Origin of the sequence: Gardnerella massiliensis (assembly GCF_003408845.1) — a bacterium.
GTDB lineage: Bacteria > Actinomycetota > Actinomycetes > Actinomycetales > Bifidobacteriaceae > Bifidobacterium > Bifidobacterium vaginale_H.
Genome location: NZ_LRTV01000001.1, coordinates 400,151 through 423,991, shown reverse-complemented (window position 1 = coordinate 423,991; position 23,841 = coordinate 400,151). Strand labels below are relative to the sequence as shown.

Here is a 23,841-nt window from a genome sequence, read left to right as displayed (position 1 = left end):
GGCTGCTGAGGATTTGAAGAATGCTCAGAAGGATTTGCATGATTCTGCTACTGTTGATAAGTCTCACTTGCAGTCGGAGGTTAGCGACGATGTTGCTTTCCGTGCTCGTGGATCGTATCTCGTTGCAGATGCTCCTCATAAGGATGCGTATAATGCGGCGCTTTCTGAGGCTCGTCGTGTGCTTGCTGATCCTAATGCAACTCAGGCTCAGGTGAATGCTGCTTTGTCTAAGCTTCGTGAGGCTAAGCGTAATATTCTTCAAGCTAATGGTTTGAGTGGTGACGAGTATGCTGGCGACGGCAACACTGGAACTGGTAACACTGGTTCTGAAACTGGAACCGGAACCGAAACTGGCACTGGCGTTGTGCCTGGTGGTTCTAGTGTTGTTCCTGGTACGGTTCCTGGTTCTGGTGACTCTGGTTTTGGTTCTACTGGTACGAGTAACGCTGGTACGAGTAATACTGGTACGAGTAACGCTGGTGTTGCTGGTAGTGGTCATGAGGGTGATGCTTCGTACGGTTATGGTGTGAATGATAATGCGCCTACTACTGTAGATAAGGGTGAGTTGAACCTTCAGATTCAGGGTGCTGAGTCTGATTCGCAGTCTGCAAACGCTGGTAACGCTGGTGCTAACAACGCTGCAAACGCTGGTAACGCTGGTGCTAACAACGCTGCTGCTAACAATAACGCTGCTGTGACTGCTGCAGTTGAGAATAATCCTGCTGTAAAGCAGGCAGATGCTCAGGTTGCTGCGGCTCAGGCTGCTCTTGACTCTGCTTTGGCTGAGGCTAAGAAGGTTGCTGCTGATCATAATGCAACTCAGGCTCAGGTTGATGCTGCTAAGCGTAAGCTTGCGGATGCCCGTAAGAATCTTGCGGATGCTCAAGCTCATGCGGCTCAGGTTCGTGCTTCTGTGCGCGCTCAGGTGCTGAAGAGTGGTAAAGTTGCTCAGCTTAGTAATACTGGTAGCGCAGTGTCTGCGTTGAGTACGTTTGCTGCAACAATAGCTGCTGCTGGTGCTGCACTCTTCGTGAGCAAGCGCCGCGGAACCTCCCGCCACAGCAGCAAGTAAGCTACGTAGCTAATCTGCTTAACTAATCACTGAGCTTAAGCAGATTGGCTAATAAATTAAGTCATGCCCTCGCCTTTATATTTACTCCAGTAGGTGAGGGCATTTTTATATCTAAAAACGGACTCAAGCGTTTCAACTCAAGCGTTTAGAGTAGTCGCTAACGTATGGGAAAATTACGAATATGACTACAGTTATTATGCATACTTCTGAAGGCGATATTAAAATCAACCTGTTTGATACCAAAGCGCCTGAAACAGTAAAGAATTTCGTCGGCCTCGCCACCGGTGAGCGCGAATGGATCGACCCATTTAGAGGAAAGCCTTCTCATGAGCCATTTTACGATGGTCTTACATTCCACCGCATTATTAAGGACTTCATGATTCAGGGCGGCTGCCCGCTTGGTAATGGAACCGGCGGACCTGGCTACGAGTTTGACGATGAGATTGACGCATCTTTGAAGTTCAACAAGCCTTATTTGCTAGCTATGGCGAATGCTGGTAAGCGTCGCGGCCGTGACGGTCTTTTGCATGGCACTAACGGCTCGCAGTTCTTCATCACAACCGTTCCAACTCCTTGGCTTGACGGTCATCACACGATTTTCGGCGAGGTTGCGGACGATGAGTCGAAAGCTGTGGTAGATAAGCTCGAGTCGGTTGCAACAGATCGCTCTGACGCTCCTCTTGAGCCTGTTGGCATTATTTCTGTTGAAGTTTTGTGAATCTTAAACGCTGCCTTTATTACAATCCGATATTTTCGTTACTCTTGTGTAAAGAAAATATCGGATTTTTGCGTAAAACCGACAATTTATTTACGACGGTGTATAGAAATTGTCGAAATCTCGCCAAATAGCGATAGAAACTTTACAGTCGTGTAAAGAAAGTAACGGTTTTGTAGTAAATAAAAAAGCGAGTTTTGTAGTAAACGAACATTTACTACAAAACTCGCTTTATCTAACTAACCTTCTTCAATTATTATTCGTTGCAAGTATTATTTACTAAATCGCGATTGCGTTACTTCGCATATATGCGTTTTGAGCTTGCGATTCCGCACTTACGATTCTGCACACACGCAAGCGCCCACGCTACGCAAGCACCCACGCTACTCTTTCACGCTTTGATACAGCGACGAACCAGATTCCTGGAACTTCTTGCTCATCTCTTTCATACCGTCGGCAATTGCCTGGCTACGCGCTTCCTCAACAAGCTGTTCCTGCTGAGCGGCGCCGCCAAAACGCTTACGAATATTTTGCGAAATAGCCATCGAGCAGAATTTTGGTCCGCACATCGAGCAGAAGTGCGCCATTTTTGCCGGCTCTGCAGGAAGTGTTTCGTCGTGGAATGCGATTGCAGTATCCGGATCGTAGCTTAAGTTGAACTGATCCAACCAACGGAACTCGAATCGAGCTTTACTAATAGCGTTATCGCGATCCATAGCATGCGGATGATGCTTAGCAAGATCAGCCGCGTGGCAAGCAATCTTATACGCAATCACGCCCTGCTTCACGTCATCCTTGTTTGGCAATCCCAAATGCTCTTTAGGAGTTACGTAGCAAAGCATTGCAGTACCGTAGCGTGCAATCTCTACGCCGCCAATTGCGGAAGTAATATGATCATAGCCCGGGGCAGTATCGGTAGTTAAAGGTCCAAGAGTATAGAATGGAGCATTCTGGCAAATCGCCTTTTCCATCTCAATATTCATGCGCACAGTGTCGAATGGCACGTGTCCTGGACCTTCAATCATTACTTGCACATCGTGCTGCCAAGCGATCTTCGTAAGCTCGCCAAGCGTCATAAGCTCGGAAAGCTGAGCTGCGTCGTTAGCATCAGCCAAGCTACCTGGACGCAAACCGTCACCCAAAGAGAAAGCAACATCATACTTTGCGAAAATCTCACATAATTCTTCAAAGTGCGTGTATAAGAAACTTTCTTGATGATGCTGTAAGCACCACTCTGCCATAATCGAGCCGCCGCGTGACACAATACCTGTTACGCGGTTTGCGGTAAGCGGCACGTAGCGAAGTAGCACGCCAGCGTGAATAGTCATGTAGTCAACGCCCTGCTCGCACTGCTCAATAACAGTGTCGCGGAAAAGTTCCCAGCTTAGCTTAGAAGCATCATCCTCAACCTTTTCCAAAGCCTGGTACATTGGTACGGTTCCAATTGGCACAGGGGAGTTACGTAAAATCCATTCGCGAGTCGTGTGAATATCGTTACCGGTGGAAAGATCCATCACGGTATCAGCACCCCACTTCGTGGCCCACGTAAGTTTTTCTACTTCTTCGTCGATAGACGACGTAACAGCAGAATTGCCCATGTTTGCGTTGAGCTTCGTTAAGAAGCGAGAACCAATAATCATAGGTTCAGCTTCCGGATGGTTAATATTGCAAGGAATTACAGCGCGTCCGGCTGCAACTTCTTCGCGAACCAGCTCCACGTCACAATTTTCGCGAGTAGCAACATATTGCATTTCTGGAGTTATGATTCCGTGGCGAGCGTACCACATTTGTGTAATCGGATGATCCGCGCCCTTCATTGGCTTATGCGTGCGACCACGCCATTCCTTAGAAGCCTTGCCGCGCTTAATAGCGCGCTTGCCATCGTCTTGGAGATTACGCCTGCGTCCTTCATACTCTACAACATCACCGCGGTCGCGAATCCAATCGAGACGAAGTGGAGCTAAACCTTCTTTAGGATCGCACTTTGGACCTTCCGTATTGTAGTCCTTAAAAGGCGGGTTAGGGCCAACGCCTGGAGTATCCGAAAGCTTAATTTCAGTATAAGGAACTTCCAAATCGTAAGAACCGTACTCGTATTCAAAATGAACAGGAGTTGTTTTGCGAATATGCGCCTTGTCTCGCTGAGCGCAACCGCGAGCCGCAATATCAACACGTTGTTGCTTAGCTAATTTTGCTGCATCTTTTGCTTCTTTAGCGTTAATAAACGTCGGCTTCTTTTCTTCAGATGGTTTTGAAGACTTTTCTTCTGTATTTTCCGCTACGATTACGCGTTTAGCGTAACCATGTTTTACTTCACCCCGTACAGCTTTCCAACGTTCAACAAACTCACGCATAGTGGATTCTGGTGTTTCTGAAGCATAAAGCGGCTCGGAAACGAAGAAGCCCGCAGCTTTAGTTCCTGCGATCATAGACACATCGTCAAGTTGCGTTTTGCCACCAACCAAAACCGGAAAATCACTCGCAGAGCAAATCGTATTAATTTTCGCTTCGTCAAGAGTAGTATGATTTGCTTCCAATTCGTAGGAGGCAGTAGTATTTTCGCATCCTTCTTCAGGATTGTGCATGGCAGTTACGCAAATATAATCAATGCAACCATCCGGAAGCTCATTAATAACCTTGACTAAACTTTCGGTTTCAACAGACAAGCCAATAATAGCGTCCTCTCCAAGCAAAGCACGTGCTTCTCGAGGTTCCATATCGCTTTGGGCAAGGTGAATGCCGTCAACTTTGATACTTTGATTTCTAGCTTGCCAAGCAACGTCAACTCGCTCATCAATAACAAACGTTACGGAATCGCACTTATTGTTATCTTCAATAATTTGAGCGATATCGCGAGCAATAGTTGTAATTTCCTTAGCGTTTTCATTGTTGCAATGCAGGCGAACAAGTGTCGCTCCAGCGCGTAAAGCGTCGTCAACAATATCTGTAAGTGGTCGATTATTACAAGCTTGTGGGTCTGCAATAAAGCAGGCGTTTATATTGAATTGGTCACGCATCGAGGCATACGGATAATTCGAGGTCATATGAGAATCATTGCTCCCTACGTTGTATTAACTAACAGGTTCTAAGGGTCAGGTTTTCGCCTATCTCAGCCTTCTTACGAAAGCTCCCCTGCAAAAAATGAATCGTTGGCTAGTTTACACGATTATATGACCTTAACAAGTTACGGTATGTTGTGAAATTCAGCGCTCGTGGTGATTAATGTAGCTGGAAATAAAATCTCCCAAACTTTGCACGATTTGCACGAGAATAATGCAGAGTACCACGGCCACAGCCATTACATCGTACTGGTAACGCTGGTAGCCGTAACGAATAGCAATATCGCCAAGACCGCCTGCGCCTACGGTTCCAGCCATTGCGGAGAAACCAAAAAGCGTAATAAAGGTAAGAGCAGCTCCACGAATAAGCGAAGGTAACGCTTCCCACAACAATACTTTGCGCACAATCTGCAATTTACTAGCGCCAAAGCTTTGTGCGGCCTCAATTAAGCTTCCGTCAACTTCTGCCAACGACTGTTCGACAATACGAGCAACGAATGGGGCAGCGGTAACAACCAGCGGCACAATAGCACCCGGAACACCAAGGGAAGTGCCAACAATCAGGCGAGTGAACGGAATTAAAGCTACGAGCAAAATAATAAATGGTATCGAACGTACAATATTAACTATCCAACCAAGAACAGCATTCAACGGCGCATTTGGGCAAATACCTTTCTTGCCGGAAGTAATCAGCAACACGCCAATAGGAAGGCCAATAACGTATGCCAACACTGTTGCAATTGAAGTCATAACTAAAGTATCGAGCACGCCTTCAACCAGCAAATCGCCGTATTCGCTCATAAATTGTGTAACAGCTTCCAACATATTATTTCACCTCATTCGTAAGCGTATGAGCAGCAGCAGGCTTTTTACGATGATTTTCTTGCTTTTCGTCCGCAATAAGCGTGCGCAAAATATCACTTTGTGGATTCGCAAATAATTCTGTAGTATCGCCTAACTCTACAATATGACCGCCGTCAATCATTGCGACGCGATCGCAAATATTTCGAGCTACAGCAAGAGAGTGCGTAATAATAACTAGCGTTACGTTAAGCTCACGGTTAATTCGGCGCAATAAGTCGAGGATTTGCGCAGTAGTAGTGGAGTCAAGTGCGCTAGTTGCTTCATCACACAGCATAATTGACGGATTGTTGGCTAATGCTCGAGCAATAGCAACACGCTGCTGTTGACCGCCGGAAAGTTGGATTGGGTAGCGGTTGGCAAGATCCTTCAAACCAACTAAATCAAGCAAATAGTGTGCGCGCTTTTCACGTTCCGCCTTGTCAACATGGTTAAGCTCAAGTGGAAATGTGACGTTTTGCAATACTGTACGCTGCTGGAAAAGACTAAAGTTTTGGAAAATCATGCCAATATTGGCACGCACCTGAGCAAGTTCACGATCTTTTACCCCGGTAATATCTTTGCCATCAATCACAATGCTGCCGGAAGTAGGTCGTTCAAGCAGATTCATGCAACGCACTAATGAAGATTTTCCCGCGCCTGAAGAGCCGAGAATACCAAATACTTCGCCCGGCTCAATGGTGAGATTAATGTCGTGTAATGCTTCATGTGCGTCGCTACCTTTGCCGTAGCTTTTATGAAGATGTTCAATCTGAATCATGCTGTTCCTTAACAGATATGCTTCCTCGACGATGTATATGTTACGTATACTACACGTCAACGCTGAATCAACGTTGAGCTTAACGCTGAATCCAAACTGTGCAATACGACATAACTTAATGTGCGCCTATAAAATAATGCCGCAAGGTATACACGATGCGGCATTAATGGCTACAAGGTAAGTGTAGATTTAGAACACAGGCAGTACCGCACCTTTATACGTTTTCGTAATATAATCGCGAACTGCACTCGTCTTCAAAGCCTTAAGTAACGCCTTAATCTTGGCGAGTTTTTCCGAACCCTTTTTCACTACAATAATATTTTCGTAAGTTTTAGCGGCAATGCCACCAACCTTTTCTGAAGTAAGCGGATCTTTAATTGGGTTAAAACCAGCCTGAATAGCATAGTTGCCGTTCATAGCAGCAAGATCCACATCCTTAATGGCTGTAGGAACTGTAGCTGCCTCAAGCTCCTTAAACTTCAAATTCTTTGGATTACTCGTAATATCTTTCACGGTAGCGTTAACGTCTTTTGGATTCTTCAACTTGAGCAAACCCGCATCCTGAAGCAACAGAAGTGCGCGAGCTTCGTTCGTTGGATCATTTGGTACGGCAACGGTTGCACCATCAGCTAAAGCCTTAATCGTCTTAGTCTTTCCTGGGTACAATCCGAAAGGCTCAAAATGAATTCCGCCTATCGAAATAAGATGCGTTCCCTTTTCCTTGTTGAAGTTATCGAGATAAGGCAAGTGCTGGTAGTAGTTTGCGTCAACTTCACCTTCTTCAGTAGCGGTGTTTGGTTGCACGTAATCGGTAAATTCCTTAACTACCAGCTTGTAACCCTCTTTTTGCAAAATCGGTTTCACAACCTTATTGAGAATTTCCGTGTGTGGAGTAGGAGTTGCAGCGATAGTAATGGTGGTATCGTTCTGCTTGGCTGCGTTTTTGTTAGCACTTCCGCATCCGCTCAAAGCAAAGGTTGTCAGTGCTGCCAGTGCAGTGAGTGAAGCAATAACTTTAATGTTGCGCATGGTTCCTACTCCTTTTTGTGAAATTCGTTGAAAGTTAATCCCCTTCGCGAGTAACGAATTATCAATATAGGCGAGAAAAATTAATAATTCTACACTTTGCTTATTAGTATTATTTATGACGTGTTAGTAATGCGCGGGTTGTCGGCAAAGTTCGCGAAAAAATAAGTAAAATAAGTAAAATAAGTGTTGTAACAAAGTAGTGCAGTGTGTTGTTGAGTTGCGTAGTTTCAGATATTGCGTCCGCTGTTACGTTTGCTGTTGCGTCCGCTATTACGCCCAGCTATTACACTATAAAATATGAGTTTTTTGCGATTGGCTTTAGCACAGGTAGATACCTGCGTGGGGAATATTGACAACAACGTTGCGAAAGTAGTGCAATATGCGGCGCGAGCACAGCAGTCGGGCGCTCGCGTAGTCGTGTTTCCTGAAATGACTTTAACTGGTTACCCTATTGAAGATCTTGCGTTGCGCGGCACATTTCGTACCGCTGCTCAGCAGGCAGTAGATACTCTTGCGGCTCGACTTGTGAATGAAGGCTTGGGGGAGCTTTACGTAGTAGTTGGAACGGTAGGTTTTGACGAGTCATCTGGGAAGCCACGCAACCGACTACTTGTATTGCATGAAGGTAAGTCCGTTTTGCAATACGATAAACATTTTTTGCCAAACTATGGCGTTTTTGACGAGTTTCGTATTTTCTCTTCCGGAAACAAGTGCGAAATTTTGGAAGTTGACGGATTGTGTTTAGGTTTCGCAATCTGTGAAGATATTTGGCAAGACGGTGGTCCTGTAGCTAAACTCGCAAAACTTGGAATTAACGCGTTAATCACCATGAATGGCTCCCCATACGAGGAGGGCAAAACGCATGTGCGGCTTAATTTAGCCCAAAAGCGCGCGGCTGAAGTTAATGCGCCTGTTGTATACGTGAACCAAGTTGGTGGTCAGGATGATTTAGTATTCGACGGCGGAAGTTTTGTTGTAGATGCGGACGGAACTTTGCTTGAGCGCTCGCCAATGTTTGCTGAAGATTTGTCTTTTGTAGATTTTGATAGCTCGCTTAAAAAGCAGAAAGTTTCGAGTATTGCGCCGAAACTTGACGCGGATGAAGAAGTGTATTGCGCATGCGTTGTGGGACTTCGAGATTACATGCGCAAGAACGGTTTTAAGGGTGTGTGCTTAGGTCTTTCTGGCGGTATTGATTCAGCTCTTGTGGCAACCATGGCAGCGGACGCGTGTGGGGGAGCAAACGTGTATGGCATTTCTATGCCAAGCATGTACTCGTCGGACGGTTCTAAAGATGACGCGCGCGATTTAGCAGAGCGCATTGGTGCGCATTACGATGTGCAACCTATTGAGCCACTTTTCAAGGCCTTCCAATCGCAACTTTCCTTAGAAGGAGTTGCTGCGGAGAACTTGCAGGCTCGCGTACGTGGCGTAATCGTAATGGCTTACTCGAATTCGCGCGGCGTTTTGGCGCTCGCAACCGGCAACAAGTCAGAGCTTGCTTGCGGATATTCAACTATATACGGCGATGCGGTAGGAGGGTATGCTCCTATTAAGGATTTGCTTAAGACGCGCGTGTGGGCGCTTTCTCGTTGGAGGAATCGTGCTGCAGGCGATGGGGTTGGCGTCGGCATGTTGCCAATTGTCGGTTTTGAAGATGCGAAGAAAGTAGAAGCTCCGCAAGATGGCGTATTAATTCCGGTTAATTCTATTATTAAGCCGCCTAGTGCGGAGTTACGTCCGGGGCAGAAGGATTCGGATTCTTTGCCTGAGTACGAGTTGCTCGATCGTGTTTTGCAGGCTCATATTGAGCTTGCGCACGGTAGAGCAGATTTGCTTGCTGACGGTTTTGATGCTCACACGGTTGATACTGTTATGCGTTTGGTTGATCGCGCTGAATGGAAGCGCAGGCAGTATCCGTTAGGGCCGAAAGTAAGTGCTATTGCGTTTGGTAGGGATCGCAGAATGCCGGTTACCACCGCTTTTCGTGAGTAATTGCATTAAGTAAAATTGTGATACGAAGAAGCGTCAGTTTGCTATTTTGCAGACTGGCGCTTTATTTTAAGTAAGGAATGCTTCTAAAATGTGACGCAATTCACTCTTAATTTTGTGAAACACGACGTGTACTGTTGCGTTCATGTTTTACCATAGTTAAGTAAGGCAGCGTGAAGATGCGTTGCGATTATAAAAGGAGTTTAAAAATGACATCAGTTGATGCTTCCGTTCTCAGTGACGAGGATCTTCGCACCAAGGCTTGGGACGGTTTCACTGACGGCAATTGGAAAAAAGATATTGACGTTCGTGACTTCATCGTAAAGAACTACACTCCATACGAAGGCGACGAAAGCTTCTTAGCTAATGCTACTGAGAAGACGAAGCACATGTGGAAGTATCTTGACGATAACTACTTGGCTGTTGAACGTGAGCGCCGTGTGTATGACGTGGAAACGCATATTCCAGCAGGCATTGACGCTATGCCAGCAGGTTATATTGAAAGCCCAGAAGTAGATAATGTTATCGTTGGTTTGCAAACTGATGAGCCTTGCAAGCGCGCTATGATGCCAAACGGTGGTTGGCGCATGGTTGAGCAGGCTATTAAGGAAGCTGGTAAGGAAGTAGATCCCGAAGTTAAGAAGATCTTTACCGTTTACCGCAAGACGCATAACGATGGCGTATTTGGTGTTTATACCAAGAATATTAAGATTGCTCGCCATAATAAGATTCTGACCGGTTTGCCAGATGCTTACGGCCGCGGTCGTATTATTGGTGATTATCGTCGCGTGGCTCTTTATGGCGTTAACATGCTTATTGAGTTCAAGAAGCGCGATAAGGATTCGATTCCATACCGCAACGATTTCACCGAGACTGAGATTGAGCATTGGATTCGCTTCCGTGAAGAGCATGACGAGCAGATTAAGGCTTTGAAACAGCTTATTAACTTGGGTAACGAGTACGGTTTGGACTTGACTCGTCCAGCTCAGACCGCTAAGGAAGCCGTACAGTGGACTTACATGGGTTATCTTGCATCCGTTAAGAGCCAGGACGGCGCTGCAATGAGCTTCGGTCGCGTTTCTGCATTCTTTGATTGCTACTTTGAGCGCGATTTGAAGGCCGGTTTAATTAACGAGACCGACGCTCAGGAAATTATTGATGCCCTTGTTATGAAGCTTCGTATTGTACGCTTCTTGCGCACGAAGGATTACGACGCAATCTTCTCTGGCGATCCTTACTGGGCAACTTGGTCCGATGCAGGCTTTAGCGAGGATGGTCGCACTTTCGTAACCAAGACTTCCTTCCGCTTGCTCAACACTTTGACTCTTGAACATCTTGGACCGGGTCCTGAACCAAATATCACCATTTTCTGGGATCCAAAGCTTCCAGAAGCCTACAAGCGTTTCTGCTCCCGTATTTCTATCGACACTTCTGCAATCCAGTACGAGTCCGATAAAGACATTCGTGAGCACTGGGGTGATGACGCTGCTATTGCTTGCTGCGTTTCCCCAATGCGCGTCGGTAAACAAATGCAGTTCTTTGCTGCTCGTGTGAACTCCGCAAAGGCTTTGCTTTACGCTATTAACGGTGGTCGCGACGAGATGACCGGCATGCAGGTTATCGATAAGGGCGTTATTGAGCCGGTTCGTCCAGAAGCTGACGGTACTCTCGATTACGAGAAGGTTAAGGCTAACTACGAGAAGGCTTTGGAATGGCTTTCCGAAACCTATATTGAAGCTTTGAATATCATCCACTACATGCACGATAAGTACGCTTACGAGTCCATTGAAATGGCTTTGCATGATAGGGAAGTTTATCGTACGCTTGGTTGCGGCATGTCTGGCTTGTCTATTGCTGCAGATTCCTTAGCTGCTTTGAAGTATGCGAAGGTTTATCCAATCTACAACAAGGATGCTAAGACCACCGAAGGCCACGAGTACGAGTACATTGAGGGCGCAGATGACGATTTGGTAGTTGGCTACAAGACGGTTGGCGAGTTCCCAATTTATGGTAACGACGACGATCGCGCCGACGACTTGGCTAAGTGGGTTGTAAGCACGGTTATGGGTCAGGTAAAGCGTTTGCCTGTGTACCGTAATGCTGTTCCAACGCAGTCCATCTTGACCATCACTTCTAACGTTGAGTATGGCAAGAACACTGGTTCCTTCCCATCCGGACACAAGAAGGGCACTCCTTACGCTCCAGGCGCTAACCCAGAAAACGGTATGGATTCTCACGGCATGCTTCCATCCATGTTCTCTGTTGGCAAGATTGATTACGACGATGCTCTCGACGGCATTTCGCTTACGAACACCATTACTCCTGATGGTTTGGGTCGTGACGAAGACGAGCGCATTAACAACTTGGTTGGTATTTTGGATGCTGGCAACGGCCATGGCTTGTACCACGCAAACATCAACGTTTTGCGCAAGGAACAGCTTGAAGATGCTGTTGAGCACCCAGAAAAGTACCCGCATTTGACGGTCCGAGTTTCCGGCTACGCAGTGAACTTCGTAAAGCTCACTAAGGAGCAGCAGCTCGACGTTATTTCTCGTACATTCCACCAGGGTTCAGTATCTGACTGATTTGGTTGATTGTTAGACATCGCCGGGAGCGAGTATTAGTTTCGCTCCCGGCTTTGCTCATTATTCATACAGTAGTTTGGAGGGCAGCTCAATGGTTGAAAATACAGCGTTTCGCACTACAACACAGCACATGTTGAAGGAGTCGAAAGAGTATGCCCGTCAAACATTAATGGGTGGTCTTTCTGGTTTTGAATCCCCAATTGGATTGGATCGCAAAGATCGCCTAATAGCGCTTAAAACAGGCGATATTGGCTTTGTGCATTCATGGGATATTAATACTTCTGTCGACGGTCCGGGAACTCGTATGACAGTGTTTATGAGCGGTTGCCCGCTTCGCTGCCAGTACTGCCAGAATCCTGATACTTGGAAAATGCGCGACGGTAAGCCGGTCTACTTGGATGCGATGATTAAAAAAGTTGATCGTTACCAAAGTCTGTTCAAAGCAACAGGCGGTGGAATCACTTTTTCTGGCGGCGAGTCCATGATGCAGCCGGCTTTTGTGTCGCGAGTGTTTCGTGCAGCTAAGGAAATGGGCGTGCACACGTGCCTAGACACTTCCGGCTTTTTGAATCGCAATTATACGGATGAAATGATTGACGATATTGATCTTTGCTTGCTAGACGTTAAATCCGGCACTGAAGAAACATATAAAAAAGTTACCGGCGGCTTGCTGCAGCCAACTATTGACTTTGGTCAGCGATTGGCGAAGGCTGGTAAGAAGATTTGGGTGCGTTTTGTGCTTGTTCCAGGTTTGACTGACAGCGAAGAAAACGTTGAAAAAGTTGCTGAGATTTGCGATTCGTTTGGGGATGCTGTTGAGCATATTGACGTGCTTGGCTTCCATCAACTAGGCCGCCCAAAGTGGCATGAGCTTAGGATTCCGTACCCTCTTGAGAATCAAAAAGGACCTTCTAAAGCGCTTAAAGAGAGAGTTGTAAATCAGTTCAAAGACCACGGTTTTGTAGTGTATTAAATCTAAATATGCGCATTGAATTGTCGAAGTGCTTAAATTATATCGCTCTGTAAGTTGTAATAATCCTGTTAAGAGCGTATTTTTTATATTTACATTTTTTTTGTTTATGATAGAATCTCATCAATATTCAATATTGCATAGGCAAAGGAGCTTATCATGAAGAAGTTGAAGGAATTGAAGAAATATTGTACTTGGAATCGTGCGCATACTGTGGCTTTGGTTGCTGTGATTGTTTCGCTTATTTTTTATGTGACTGTTCTTGCTTCCGCTCCTTACGCATTAGTGCATAGTGGTCATTTAAGTGTTTCAGTTGCGTGTGGTCCAGCAGTTTTACTTGTTGTAATATTTTTTGTTATTCAATCGTTATTTGCTATGATGCGTTCCAGAAGCTTAACGTTGCCGATAATCACATCGATATTAAGCGTGTTATGTGGCATACTTTTCGACATTTTTCTTGCTTCTTATCCTTATGTAGGCAGTAAGATTTCTTTCGGCTTGTTAATACTTGCGCTTCTAATTATTGCTTTTGGCGGAATTATTGGTACCTTGGTTGGTTACGCTTTTGGATATTACGTGTTGGATGCTGTTAAAGAGTATTGTTTGCGTAAAACAGATTTTATGAAAGAAGATAGTTGGATTTCTAAGCATAATATTCTTGCTGGTTGCTGGTTTACTTTAGTTATTGGTTATATTGCTTCTACAGTACTCGTGCTATTGAGCGAAGGCATTGGCATTATGATTTCGCTTATGATATTCCCATTCTTGCTTATGGCTGGAGTGTCCGTGTGCGCTGCCATGGCTGGCAAAGGCGGATGGATTGTGGTGCTTGTAGGCATTATTTACGACGCGTTTTTAGTGTATTTTGCAGTACCTCTGCATTTGCTCGGTTTGCCTTGTGGTTCTAAAAATGTAGCCGAGAATGTGTGCTTTAGTCTTGGCTCAATATCGTTAAGATTCTTCTATTTGGACGCATCATATTTCCTTACTGCAATGCTTCCAACCTTAGTTATAAGCGTATTAGGTTTTGCGATTACTCGAGGAATACTATTGTTGCGTAAATCTCGTAATTAGAATATCCGGTTGCGTTACTCGCTGTAGCAATGTGCAAACTATGTGTGTAATATTACGTATAGTTTTAAGTGCATGTGTTTGCTAAGCGTACAATCAGGAGGCTTTCTTGAACGAGGAACCAAAGCTTTTAAAAGAGCCGCGAGAAGGAGTTCCAGAAGTCATTGACACGCTTGAAGCATACAAAGAATATTGCAGTTTACTAGCAGCAGGAACGGGACCTTTGGCTGCGGACGCTGAGCGAGCTTCCGGTTTTCGTTATAGTCATGAAGATTGGCTGATTCAATTTAAGCGCAAAGGTGCTGGTATTGGTCTGCTCGACCCTGTAGCGCTTGCAAAGCTTGGTGTTGATTGGCATGAGTTTAACGATGCTGTAGGGGATGCGCCTTGGATTATTCACGATTCGATGCAGGATTTGCCAGGATTTTTCGATATTGGTTTGCGCCCGCGTGCTTTATTTGATACCGAGATTGCGGCTAAACTGCTTGGAAGAAAACGATTCGGTTTAAGTTCGGTAACTGAATATTATTTAGGGCTTACCCTCGCAAAAGAACATTCCGCAGCGGACTGGTCTTATCGTCCACTTCCTAGAGATTGGCGAAATTACGCGGCTTTAGATGTTGAATTACTTATCGAATTAGAAGAAGTCATGCGTGCGGAACTAAAGAAACAAGGTAAACTTTCTTGGGCGGAGGAAGAATTTGCGCACTTACTTAACAAGGGAGCGCAAAAGAAAGCACCGCATCCGCGTCCGTGGCTGAGAATATCTCATATAAGCGTTCTTATGCACGATCGCGTTGGTTTAATTATTGCAAAAGCATTGTGGCAAGAGCGTGACGCTTTAGCTCGCCAATACGATATTGCGCCTACACTGCTACTTTCTGACGCTGCAATTATTGAAGCTGGAAAACGCAAGCCGCGCAATGCTCGTGCGTTTCGTGCAATTCGCGTGTTGAATGAGCGAGTGCGTATACATACCGGCAGTGAACAAGACAAAATGTTCGAACGCTACGCTCCAATTCAGCGTAAAATTAAGCCGTCTCTTTGGAAAAATGTTATTGAAAAAGCGCTCGACTATGCTCAAACTGGCGAAACTGCTATGAGTGATGTAACGACGGTGCTTCCAAATGGCACAGTGTGTGCTGGTGCGCGAGAATCGCACGAATCGCACCGGTCAAATAAGACTCTTAGCTGCGAATCTGATGACGTACAGAACCTACAGGATGCGCAAACTGCGCCGCGTTCCATGCGCTATTGGAAAGAGCATCATCCTACTCGTTATGAACAGTTGCAGCGTGTTCGTTCTACTCTTGCCAAGATTGCTGAAGATACGCGTACGCCGGTAGAAGTGATTATTAAACCACAGATTATTCGCAATTTATGTTGGATTGAGAATATTCGTGAAGTTGATATTTCTGAGTTTCTATTAGAGCAGGGTGCGCGTCCGTGGCAGGCGTCGCTTATAGCTGAGTCCGTAACTCGCGCTATCATGTAACGGTTGTGCCATACGGCAGAAGGTAGAAAACGTAATTTCAGGAGCGCAAGCGTGAAAATCAGCGTCAGGAATCTTGAGCCAACTAAGGTTAAGCTCACCATTACCGCAGATCTCGAAGAGTTCAACCCATTCTTGGACGAGGCTCGTAAAGAGATTGCAAAGCAAATTAATGTGCCAGGTTTCCGTAAGGGTCATGTGCCAGGCAAGATTGTAGATCAGCGCGTCGGTTTTGCAGCTGTTGCCGGTGAAGCCGTCAATTCCGCTGTACCAGAGTTCTATTCAAAGGCTTTGGAAGAAAAGAAGATTCGCCCAATGGATCAGCCAGAATTTGACGTGCAGGAAGTGCCAACGTCAACTGACGAAGACGCCAAGCTTAAGTTTGTTGTCACCGTTGAGCGTCGTCCAGAGTTCAAGCTGAACAAGTTCAAGGGCGTTGAAATTGAGGTCGCGAAGCCAGAAGTTTCTGACAAGGACGTGGAAGCCCGTTTGGAGAATCTTCGTCAGCGTTTTGCTACCTTAGTTGGCGTTGATCGTCCAGCTGCCAAGGGTGATTACACCAACATTGATTTGGAAGCCCGCATTAACGATGAAGTGGTTGACGCACAAGAAGGCGTAAGCTATGAAATCGGTTCTGGCGTGTTGCTCGATGGCTTGGATGAGGCTTTGGATAGCCTTTCTGCAGGCGAAGAGACTACTTTTGAAGGTACTCTCGAATCCGGCAAGCATAAGGGTGAGAAGGCTCAGATTAAGGTTAAGGTTAATTCCGTAAAGACTCAGGAATTGCCGGAACTTAACGACGATTTCGCTCAGGAAGCCTCTGAGTTTGATACTTTGGATGAGCTTAAAGCTGATGTTCGCAAGGCTTGCGAGCAGGCTGCCGAAGGTCGTCAGGCTACTAACGCTCGTGATGCTTTCATTGCTAAGCTTCAGGAAGATGTTGAGATTCCAGTTCCAAAGGGTGTTTTTGAAAAGGCTGTTGCCGAGCATTTGAAGGGTATGACTCCAGATCCTGAGAAGGCTACGAAGGAACAGAAGGAAGAAGCCGAGAAGTCTGCTGAGAAGGAGCTTCGCGATCAGATGGTGCTTGATGCTTTGGCTGAGAGCCTTGATGTCTCCGTTTCTCAGGAAGACGTAAGCAACTTCTTAGTTTCTGTTGCTCAGCAGTACGGTATGAATCCAAACCAGTTCATCAGTGCAATTATCAACAATGGTCAGCTTGGTTCTGCTGTTCAGGAAGTTGCTCGTTCTAAGGGTCTTCTCGCCGGTATGCGTGCTGTTAAGTTTGTTTCTGACGGTGAGCCTGTCGACTTGAGTGCTTTCTTGAGCGACGAAGACGAGTCTGAGGACGAAAGCGTCGAGGCTGCTTCTAAGGCTGCTGCCGTTGCTGACGAGCTTGCTAACAAGTAAGTGATAGCTGCGTTTATTTCGTAACGATTGTAATCGTTACGAATTTAATCGTAATGACTTTAAGTAAGACCTGGCGGAATTATTCTATTCTGCTGGGTCTTAATTATATTTATCTTACGGTTGGCTGCGCAAATTAATTTGTAGGGATATTAGTGTGGTAGAGATTTGAGATTTTTTGCACTGAGTGAAGACGGACGTCAGAGCCGTAGGCTACTGACAAGTCGAGCGAAGAAGAAAAATCGAAAAATCTCGGCGATAGACACGGTTATTAACGATTAGCACGCAGAGTTTGGGGGATTTCTCTACGAAAACTAAAAGAGGACTGAGGCGCATTGACTTGCCGGAGCGCTTAAAGCGTAGCGCGCGTAGGCACTTCAATGCGGAAACTCGCTTAAGTTGGAAGTCCGGGGGACTTCCAACGCGAGTTTCTCAAGCGAGCGTAGTAAAACGCGAGCGTCTCATTACGAACGCTTAAGAACAGAGCGACGAAGGAACGCTCGCGCGGGTAACGCGTTCGCTACTGAGCTTGCGTTGAAAGCACACCGTGCTTTCAACTTTGAGCAAGCTCACGCTCCGAATTGCTTTCGCACGCGAATGCTGCGCGAAAGCAGGTCGTCGCGCATTCGAGGAGAGAAATCCCACAAAACTCGCGCCACACCAAACAAGAACTTAACTAATTGTCGAAAATATTAAGAATTGCGAGAAGTTATGGATAGTAGCGATGAAACGAAGGCTGAATCTTGTTACAGATTTGGCAGGTTACTTAATTTCGCAATTCGAGTAGCGCGTTTTGCTGCAGCTTCTGTGGTTCTTGGACTTCTTACCGGCTTAGGCGCAACAGTTCTTACGCTTACTTTTTACGCAGTACAATATCTTGCTTTTGGCTCAATCGAATCTGCTAAAAAAACTGTTTTTTCTTCTCTCCCGTGGTATCGCTACGTGCTATCTTGCACAATCGCTATGACTATTGCTGCAGTAGCGTGGTATTTGTTGCGTAAAAGAGAGAATCCTCCTCGAATCCTCACCATTCCGCAAGCTGTTAACGGAAATAGCATGCCAATTTTTTCTACTATCGCACACGTTTTGCTGCAAATCGGCATTGTTGGTTCTGGAATTTCAATCGGCAGGGAAGTAGCTCCGCGAGAATTAGCTGCAATGATTGCTCAGCATTACAGCAGTATTTTTCACTTGTCTGATAAAACACAGCGCATACTAGTTGCGTCTGCTGCAGGTGCTGGTTTGGCTGCAGTGTATCACGCGCCTTTAGCTGGCACCGTGCTTTCGTTAGGCTTGCTTAATAAAACTCAGGGCGTTGGTTTTTACGCGTGGCTAAATCGCGAAAATGGTTCTGTAGTAGCTAATGTAGTTAAAAATATTGCGCGTTCTGAGCGTTTGTATTGCTTGCCTTTTGCTCTTGTTATGAATTATATTTCGGCGTTTGTTGTTGAATTTTTACTGCATCATTCTAGCTACTACAATATTCCGCAATTTTCTTGCGCTATTTCTTGGCAAATTTGTGCTTTAGCTGTTGCTGTTGGTGCAGTGTGCGGCTTAATTGGTTACGTTTTTCGCTTGGGTATTATTTGGTGCCGCACTCATGCTTTGCGTGGCATGCAAATGCTTTGTTTGATGCCTGTAGCAGGCTTAATTATTGGTATTGCAGCTTGCTGGTTTCCGCATATCATGGGGAATGGTAGGTCGCTTTCTCAGCTTGCGTTTTCTGTATCTAGTTTTCCATTTGTGGCAGCTGTTCCGAATATTATGAAAATTCTGCTGATTCTTGCAATAATGAAAATGGTTGTTACTTTGCTTGTTTTGCGCTATGGTGCTTCCGGCGGCGTTCTGCAGCCGAGTATTTCAACTGGCGCTTGCTTTGGCGCGATTTTATACACTGCTTTCTCATCAACCTTTGCAATTTCGCAAGTTTCTGCAATTTCTGTAGCTATTATTGGTGCTGCTTCTTTACTTGCGTCTTCCAGAAAAGCTCCGATTATGGCGTGGCTTTTAGTTGCTGAATTAGTAAACGCACAGTTTGAGTTACTTTTTCTTATGCTATTTGCTGTGATTGTATCTAGTTGCGTATCTAATTGTATTGAGTACTTTATTTCGCATTTTTGCTTTACAGTCACGCACACACGATAATCTAGGAATACTTAAGTTTATGGTAAGGAGATAAGGTGACTGAGCTTTTTACAGCTTCTCCTGTTATGGAACAGGCTGAAGCACCGTCCCCAACTGATTCTATTTTTAATCGGTTATTAAAAGATCGCATTATTTGGTTGGGATCTGAAGTAAAAGATGAGAATGCCAATGTTATTTGTGCGCAAATGTTGATGCTTGCCGCAGAAGATCCTAAGAAGGATATTTGGCTGTATATTAATTCACCTGGCGGTTCTATTACGGCAGGCATGGCGATTTACGATACTATGCAGTTGATTGAACCGGATGTTGCAACTATTGCTGTTGGCATGGCTGCTTCTATGGGTCAGTTCTTGCTCAGTTCTGGCACTCCTGGTAAGCGTTTTATTACCTCGCACGCCCGTGTGCTTATGCATCAGCCTTCCGGCGGTGTTGGTGGTACTGCTACGGATGTTCGCATTAATGCTGAACTGATTATGGATATGAAGAAAACGCTTTCTGAATTGACTGCAAAGCAGACTGGTCATACGGTTGAGGAAATTTACCGAGATAACGAATATGATCACTGGTTTACGGCGCAGCAAGCGTTGGAGTATGGTTTCGTAGACAAGATTGTGACCACTCCTGCTTCTATGCGCGGTGAGGAGTAATTTATGGCAAGTGAAGAAGCGAAATTTGTGGCGCGCGCGGAGCGCTTAGCTGGTTTTGGCGGTGTTACTTCTGCGCAACGTTTTACTAATCGTTATGTGCTTCCACAGTTTGGGGAGCAGACACCGTACGGCATGAAAACGCAAGATCCGTATACGAAACTGTTTGAGGATCGCATTATTTTCATGGGCGTTCAGGTTGATGACACTTCTGCTGACGATATTATGGCTCAGCTTTTGGTGTTGGAGAGTATGGACGCCGATCGCGATGTGATGATGTATATTAATTCTCCAGGCGGTTCCATGACTGCTATGACTGCAATTTACGATACTATGCAGTATATTAAGCCGGATGTTCAAACGGTTTGCTTAGGTCAGGCTGCTTCTGCTGCTGCCATTTTACTTGCTGCAGGTGCTAGAGGTAAGCGCATGATTTTGCCTAATGCTCGCGTGCTCATTCACCAGCCTTCAATGGGTCAAGATTTTGGCAAGGCTACTGAGATTGAGCTTCAAGCTAAGGAAATGTTGCGTTTGCGAGAGTGGTTGGAAGCAACGTTGGCTAAGCATACTGGTCAAAATATTGAGCGTATTCGCAAAGATATTGAGGTTGATACTATTTTAACCGCGCCAGAAGCGAAGGCTTATGGCATGGTTGATGAAGTGCTTGAGCATAGAGCGTAACGCGTAGAATATGCAGCAAACCCCGGTCGACACGCCGGGGTTTGTGTTTTACTGCGGATGGTTGTATATTAGTCAAGTTGCCGGAAACAAGAGCTTGGTTCTTGGAGTCGGAAAACATGCGCCAGTAGCCCAACGGATTAGAGCATCTGACTACGGATCAGAAGGTTGCAGGTTCGAATCCTGTCTGGCGCACAGGCAAGCGCGGAGCATCGGTTCCGCGCTTTTTTTGTATGTTTTTTTTTACAGCTCAATGCGCGTTGTCAAATCGAATAATATGCCGTGATTAAAGTACGAGATAACATAAGTCGCAGTTGCGTTGAAGATGGAGCCAAAAACGGGAGCTGCTCTGGGGTTTAGCTAGCTTGTATGCTAGCGCTACACTGGTTGCGCGTATTGGTTTCGCATGTCGTTTTCTCTTGTTCTGAGTACTCTGACCTTGGTGGCGCGTTTGGGCTTATTGATAACCACTTGGGTAGCACCGTTTTGATTATCTATGGTTATGGGCCACTGATACCAAGTGCAAAGAGTTTTGGGCGTGACCCAGTTTTGCATACGAGTTAAAGAAGGTACATATGTTGAATAAAAAGTTCATTGCAACTTTGACTGCTACGGCCACGCTTATGAGCGGCGTTGTTTTTGCTGTCGCTCCGGCAACTGCCTACGCGGATGAGGCTACTAGCACTCAGACTACAGACGAAGATAATCAGCCTATTAAGTTCAAAGATCCTGTGCTGAAGCGTGCAATTGTAATGTATAACAATCAGCCTGATAACGATGAGATTACTAAGGCTCAAGCTAAAGAGATTAATAATATAAGCAATGTTTTTAGCAAGAACCCAATCGAGTCTGTGAAAAGGCTGCGTATCAACGATCTTTCAGATTTACGTTATTTCCCTAACGTTGAACATATCTGGCTTGAAGGTGTTAACGCTTCTGATTTGTCTCCATTAGCTAATTTAACACATTTGAGAGAGTTGCAATTGTCAGCTCCTAACATTTCTGATTTGTCACCGTTAGCCGGTCTGAAGAATTTGAAGAAAATAGATTTTAATGGTAGTAAGGTTTCTGATTTGTCACCGTTGGCTGGTTTAGCAAATCTTGAGAATTTAAGTATTGATCTTAGTAACGCTCGTGATTTGTCGCCGTTAGCCGGATTGTCGAAATTAAAGAATTTGAATATTTGTATTGATGACGCTTCTGAGTTGTTGCCGTTGACTGGGTTAAATAATCTCGAGGGTTTGTATATTAGTGCCGATAAGGTTTCTCAGTTGCCTGATTTGCCTGATTTGTCTGCTTTGAAGAATTTGAAGTATTTGAATATTAAGGCTGATAAGGTTTCTGATTTGCCTGATTTGTCTGGTTTGAAGAATTTGAAGTATTTGAACATTGATGCTAGTAGGGCTTCTAAGTTGCCTGATTTGTCTGGTTTAAAGAATCTTGATAGTTTGACTATTAAGGCTGGTATGGTTTCTGATTTGTCTCCGTTGTCTGCTTTGACGAACCTTAGTAGTTTGACTATTGATGCTAGTGATGCTTCTGATTTGTCTCCGTTGTCTGCTCTGAAGAACCTTAGTAGCTTGACTATTAATTCTTACAAGGTTTCTGATTTGTCTGCGTTGTCTGCTTTGAAGAAAATCAGGGGTTTGGATATTGATGCTAGTGATGTTTCTGATTTGTCTCCGTTGTCTGCTTTGAAGAACCTTGATTATTTGACTATTAAGGCTGATAAGGTTTCTGATTTATCCGCATTGAGTAATTTGACGAACCTTGTGAATTTGACTATTAAGGCTGATAAGGTTTCTGATTTGTCTTTGTTGAGTAATTTGAAGAAACTGCAAACCTTGACTATTAAGGCTGATAAGGTTTCTGATTTATCTGCGTTGAGCAATTTGAAGAACCTTTGGAATTTGACTATTGATGCTGATAAGGTTTCTGATTTGTCCGCGTTGAGTAATTTGACGAATCTTATGAATTTGACTATTAAGGCTGATAAGGTTTCTGATTTGTCCGCGTTGAGTAATTTGACGAAACTGCAAACCTTGACTATTAAGGCTGATAAGGTTTCTGATTTGTCTGCGTTGAGCAATTTGAAGAACCTTGGGCATTTGACTATTGATGATAGTGATGTTTCTGATTTGTCGCCGTTGTCTAGGCTAAAAAATCTGCAAGATATACATATAGAAAATTCTACAATTTCTGATTTATCGCAATTGAATGGATCTAAGAGTTTATCTTTCTTAAGTCTCACTAATTCTACTATCAGTAAATTGTCACCATTATCAGATTTGCCTAACTTGAAATCTGCTAATGTATCTCATATGCCTGTTTCAAGTTTGAAACCATTTGTTGGATTAGATTGTCATTTAACACTTAATATTGCTCGTACCAGGAATCAAGATTTCTCGATATTAAAGGATTTGTTAGTCGATGATTTGACAATCGATGACTCGCAAGCTAGGTCACAGAATATAGATACTATTGCAGATTTAGTGAAGGAAATGGAAGTACACAATATTGAAGTTCCTAGTGACTCTGTTCTTTCCCGCTTCAGTAACTTGTGGTTGATTAATGTTAATCCTGCGATTGATGATGATACAGTAAATACTTTATCTAAGAATTTCCCAGAAGTGTTTGTTTTTGTCGACAATGATATACATCCTGATATTACGATTGATCATCCTCCGATTAAGCCTTCAGTAGATCCAGAGGTAGATCCTTCAGTAGATCCAGGTGTCGATTTTGATTTCGATAATTTTAATCTCGATGACATCGATTTAAGTGATCTTGATTTGAGTGATATGCCGGATGTGTCAGATGATTCAGATACACCAGATGTTTCTGATGTAAGTGACACTGATGATTTCAGTGTTGATGATTTTGATTTCGATGACATCGATTTGAGCGACTTGGATTTGGATGATTTAGATTTGGGTGACTTTGGCGTGGATGATTCCGAGGCTGCTCCTGCTGACTCTGCTAAGACCGAGGCTGCTCCTGTTTCGTCTGAAAATTCTGATGCTAAGTCTGATGCTAAGTCTAATGCTGAGGCTGCTCCTGCCGAGGCTGCGCCTGTTTCGTCTGAAAATTCTGATGCTAAGTCTGATGCTAAGTCTGATGCTGACTCTGCTAAGACCGAGGCTGCTCCTGCTGCCCAGGCTGATGTGGCTGCTCCGGCTGTTGCTGAATAATCAACGAACGGTTTATTGTTCTGCTGATTATTGCAGTGGAGTGATTACATATAACTAAATAAAACGATTCAGTAAGGCGGTGGGGATTACATCCTCGCCGCCTATTGTTATTGCGGGATGCGTGCTTGCTTGTCGTGTCAAACGACTTATAAATATTTGTGTGAATTCGG

Annotated in this window: 16 protein-coding genes, 1 tRNA gene and 1 riboswitch; of the genes, 13 read left to right on the top strand and 4 right to left on the bottom strand. The window is 44.8% G+C overall.

What is annotated here, in order from left to right:
- Positions 1 to 1,072: FIVAR domain-containing protein (locus AXE77_RS01655; protein ID WP_205727505.1), on the top strand; the 1,072-nt coding region annotated here is incomplete at its 5' end.
- Positions 1,073 to 1,253: 181 nt separating this feature from the next.
- Positions 1,254 to 1,790 (top strand): peptidylprolyl isomerase, encoded by a 537-nt coding sequence (locus AXE77_RS01650; RefSeq protein WP_116711826.1) that lies wholly within the window; start codon positions 1,254 to 1,256, stop codon positions 1,788 to 1,790.
- A 380-nt stretch (positions 1,791 to 2,170) separates the two neighbouring features.
- Here the strand turns inward: AXE77_RS01650 and thiC are convergent, their stop codons facing one another.
- The 4 genes from thiC to AXE77_RS01630 form a co-directional block, all read right to left on the bottom strand.
- On the bottom strand, positions 2,171 to 4,831 hold the full coding sequence (gene thiC / locus AXE77_RS01645; RefSeq protein WP_116712047.1) for a phosphomethylpyrimidine synthase ThiC: 2,661 nt from the start codon (positions 4,829 to 4,831) through the stop codon (positions 2,171 to 2,173).
- Positions 4,829 to 4,931: riboswitch (TPP riboswitch) on the bottom strand. (Overlaps the previous gene by 3 nt.)
- Positions 4,932 to 4,990: 59 nt before the next feature.
- Positions 4,991 to 5,671, bottom strand: a complete 681-nt coding sequence (locus tag AXE77_RS01640) for a methionine ABC transporter permease (RefSeq protein WP_116711825.1) — start codon at positions 5,669 to 5,671, stop codon at positions 4,991 to 4,993.
- Position 5,672: 1 nt separating this feature from the next.
- Positions 5,673 to 6,467, bottom strand: coding sequence for a methionine ABC transporter ATP-binding protein (locus tag AXE77_RS01635; protein ID WP_116711824.1), 795 nt, complete (start codon positions 6,465 to 6,467; stop codon positions 5,673 to 5,675).
- 189 nt (positions 6,468 to 6,656) lie between these two features.
- Complete coding sequence (locus AXE77_RS01630; RefSeq protein ID WP_116711823.1) at positions 6,657 to 7,496, bottom strand: MetQ/NlpA family ABC transporter substrate-binding protein; 840 nt, start codon at positions 7,494 to 7,496, stop codon at positions 6,657 to 6,659.
- Between the two features lie 297 nt (positions 7,497 to 7,793).
- On the opposite strand from AXE77_RS01630, the gene AXE77_RS01625 reads away from it, so the two are divergent.
- The 11 genes from AXE77_RS01625 (at position 7,794) to AXE77_RS01575 (ending at position 23,671) form a co-directional block, all read left to right on the top strand.
- Positions 7,794 to 9,491, top strand: coding sequence for an NAD+ synthase (locus AXE77_RS01625; RefSeq protein WP_116711822.1), 1,698 nt, complete (start codon positions 7,794 to 7,796; stop codon positions 9,489 to 9,491).
- Between the two features lie 206 nt (positions 9,492 to 9,697).
- On the top strand, positions 9,698 to 12,073 hold the full coding sequence (gene pflB, locus AXE77_RS01620) for a formate C-acetyltransferase (RefSeq protein WP_116711821.1): 2,376 nt from the start codon (positions 9,698 to 9,700) through the stop codon (positions 12,071 to 12,073).
- A 91-nt stretch (positions 12,074 to 12,164) separates the two neighbouring features.
- Positions 12,165 to 13,046 (top strand): pyruvate formate-lyase-activating protein, encoded by an 882-nt coding sequence (gene pflA / locus AXE77_RS01615; protein ID WP_116711820.1) that lies wholly within the window; start codon positions 12,165 to 12,167, stop codon positions 13,044 to 13,046.
- 156 nt (positions 13,047 to 13,202) lie between these two features.
- Positions 13,203 to 14,117, top strand: coding sequence for a hypothetical protein (locus AXE77_RS01610; RefSeq protein WP_116711819.1), 915 nt, complete (start codon positions 13,203 to 13,205; stop codon positions 14,115 to 14,117).
- 106 nt (positions 14,118 to 14,223) lie between these two features.
- Entirely contained in the window at positions 14,224 to 15,609 is a 1,386-nt protein-coding gene (locus AXE77_RS01605) for an HRDC domain-containing protein (protein WP_116711818.1), read from the top strand.
- A gap of 51 nt (positions 15,610 to 15,660) precedes the next feature.
- Positions 15,661 to 17,016, top strand: coding sequence for a trigger factor (tig, locus tag AXE77_RS01600; protein ID WP_116711817.1), 1,356 nt, complete (start codon positions 15,661 to 15,663; stop codon positions 17,014 to 17,016).
- 708 nt (positions 17,017 to 17,724) lie between these two features.
- Positions 17,725 to 19,158, top strand: a complete 1,434-nt coding sequence (locus tag AXE77_RS01595; RefSeq protein ID WP_116711816.1) for a chloride channel protein — start codon at positions 17,725 to 17,727, stop codon at positions 19,156 to 19,158.
- Positions 19,159 to 19,193: 35 nt separating this feature from the next.
- Positions 19,194 to 19,805: an ATP-dependent Clp protease proteolytic subunit gene (locus AXE77_RS01590; protein WP_116711815.1), complete on the top strand. Its 612-nt coding sequence runs from the start codon at positions 19,194 to 19,196 to the stop codon at positions 19,803 to 19,805.
- A 3-nt stretch (positions 19,806 to 19,808) separates the two neighbouring features.
- Positions 19,809 to 20,483, top strand: coding sequence for an ATP-dependent Clp protease proteolytic subunit (locus AXE77_RS01585; protein WP_116711814.1), 675 nt, complete (start codon positions 19,809 to 19,811; stop codon positions 20,481 to 20,483).
- A 118-nt stretch (positions 20,484 to 20,601) separates the two neighbouring features.
- A tRNA-Arg gene (locus tag AXE77_RS01580) sits at positions 20,602 to 20,675 on the top strand.
- Between the two features lie 380 nt (positions 20,676 to 21,055).
- A complete protein-coding gene (locus AXE77_RS01575) occupies positions 21,056 to 23,671 on the top strand; it encodes a leucine-rich repeat domain-containing protein (protein WP_116711813.1) in 2,616 nt (871 codons plus the stop codon).
- Positions 23,672 to 23,841: the final 170 nt, after the last annotated feature.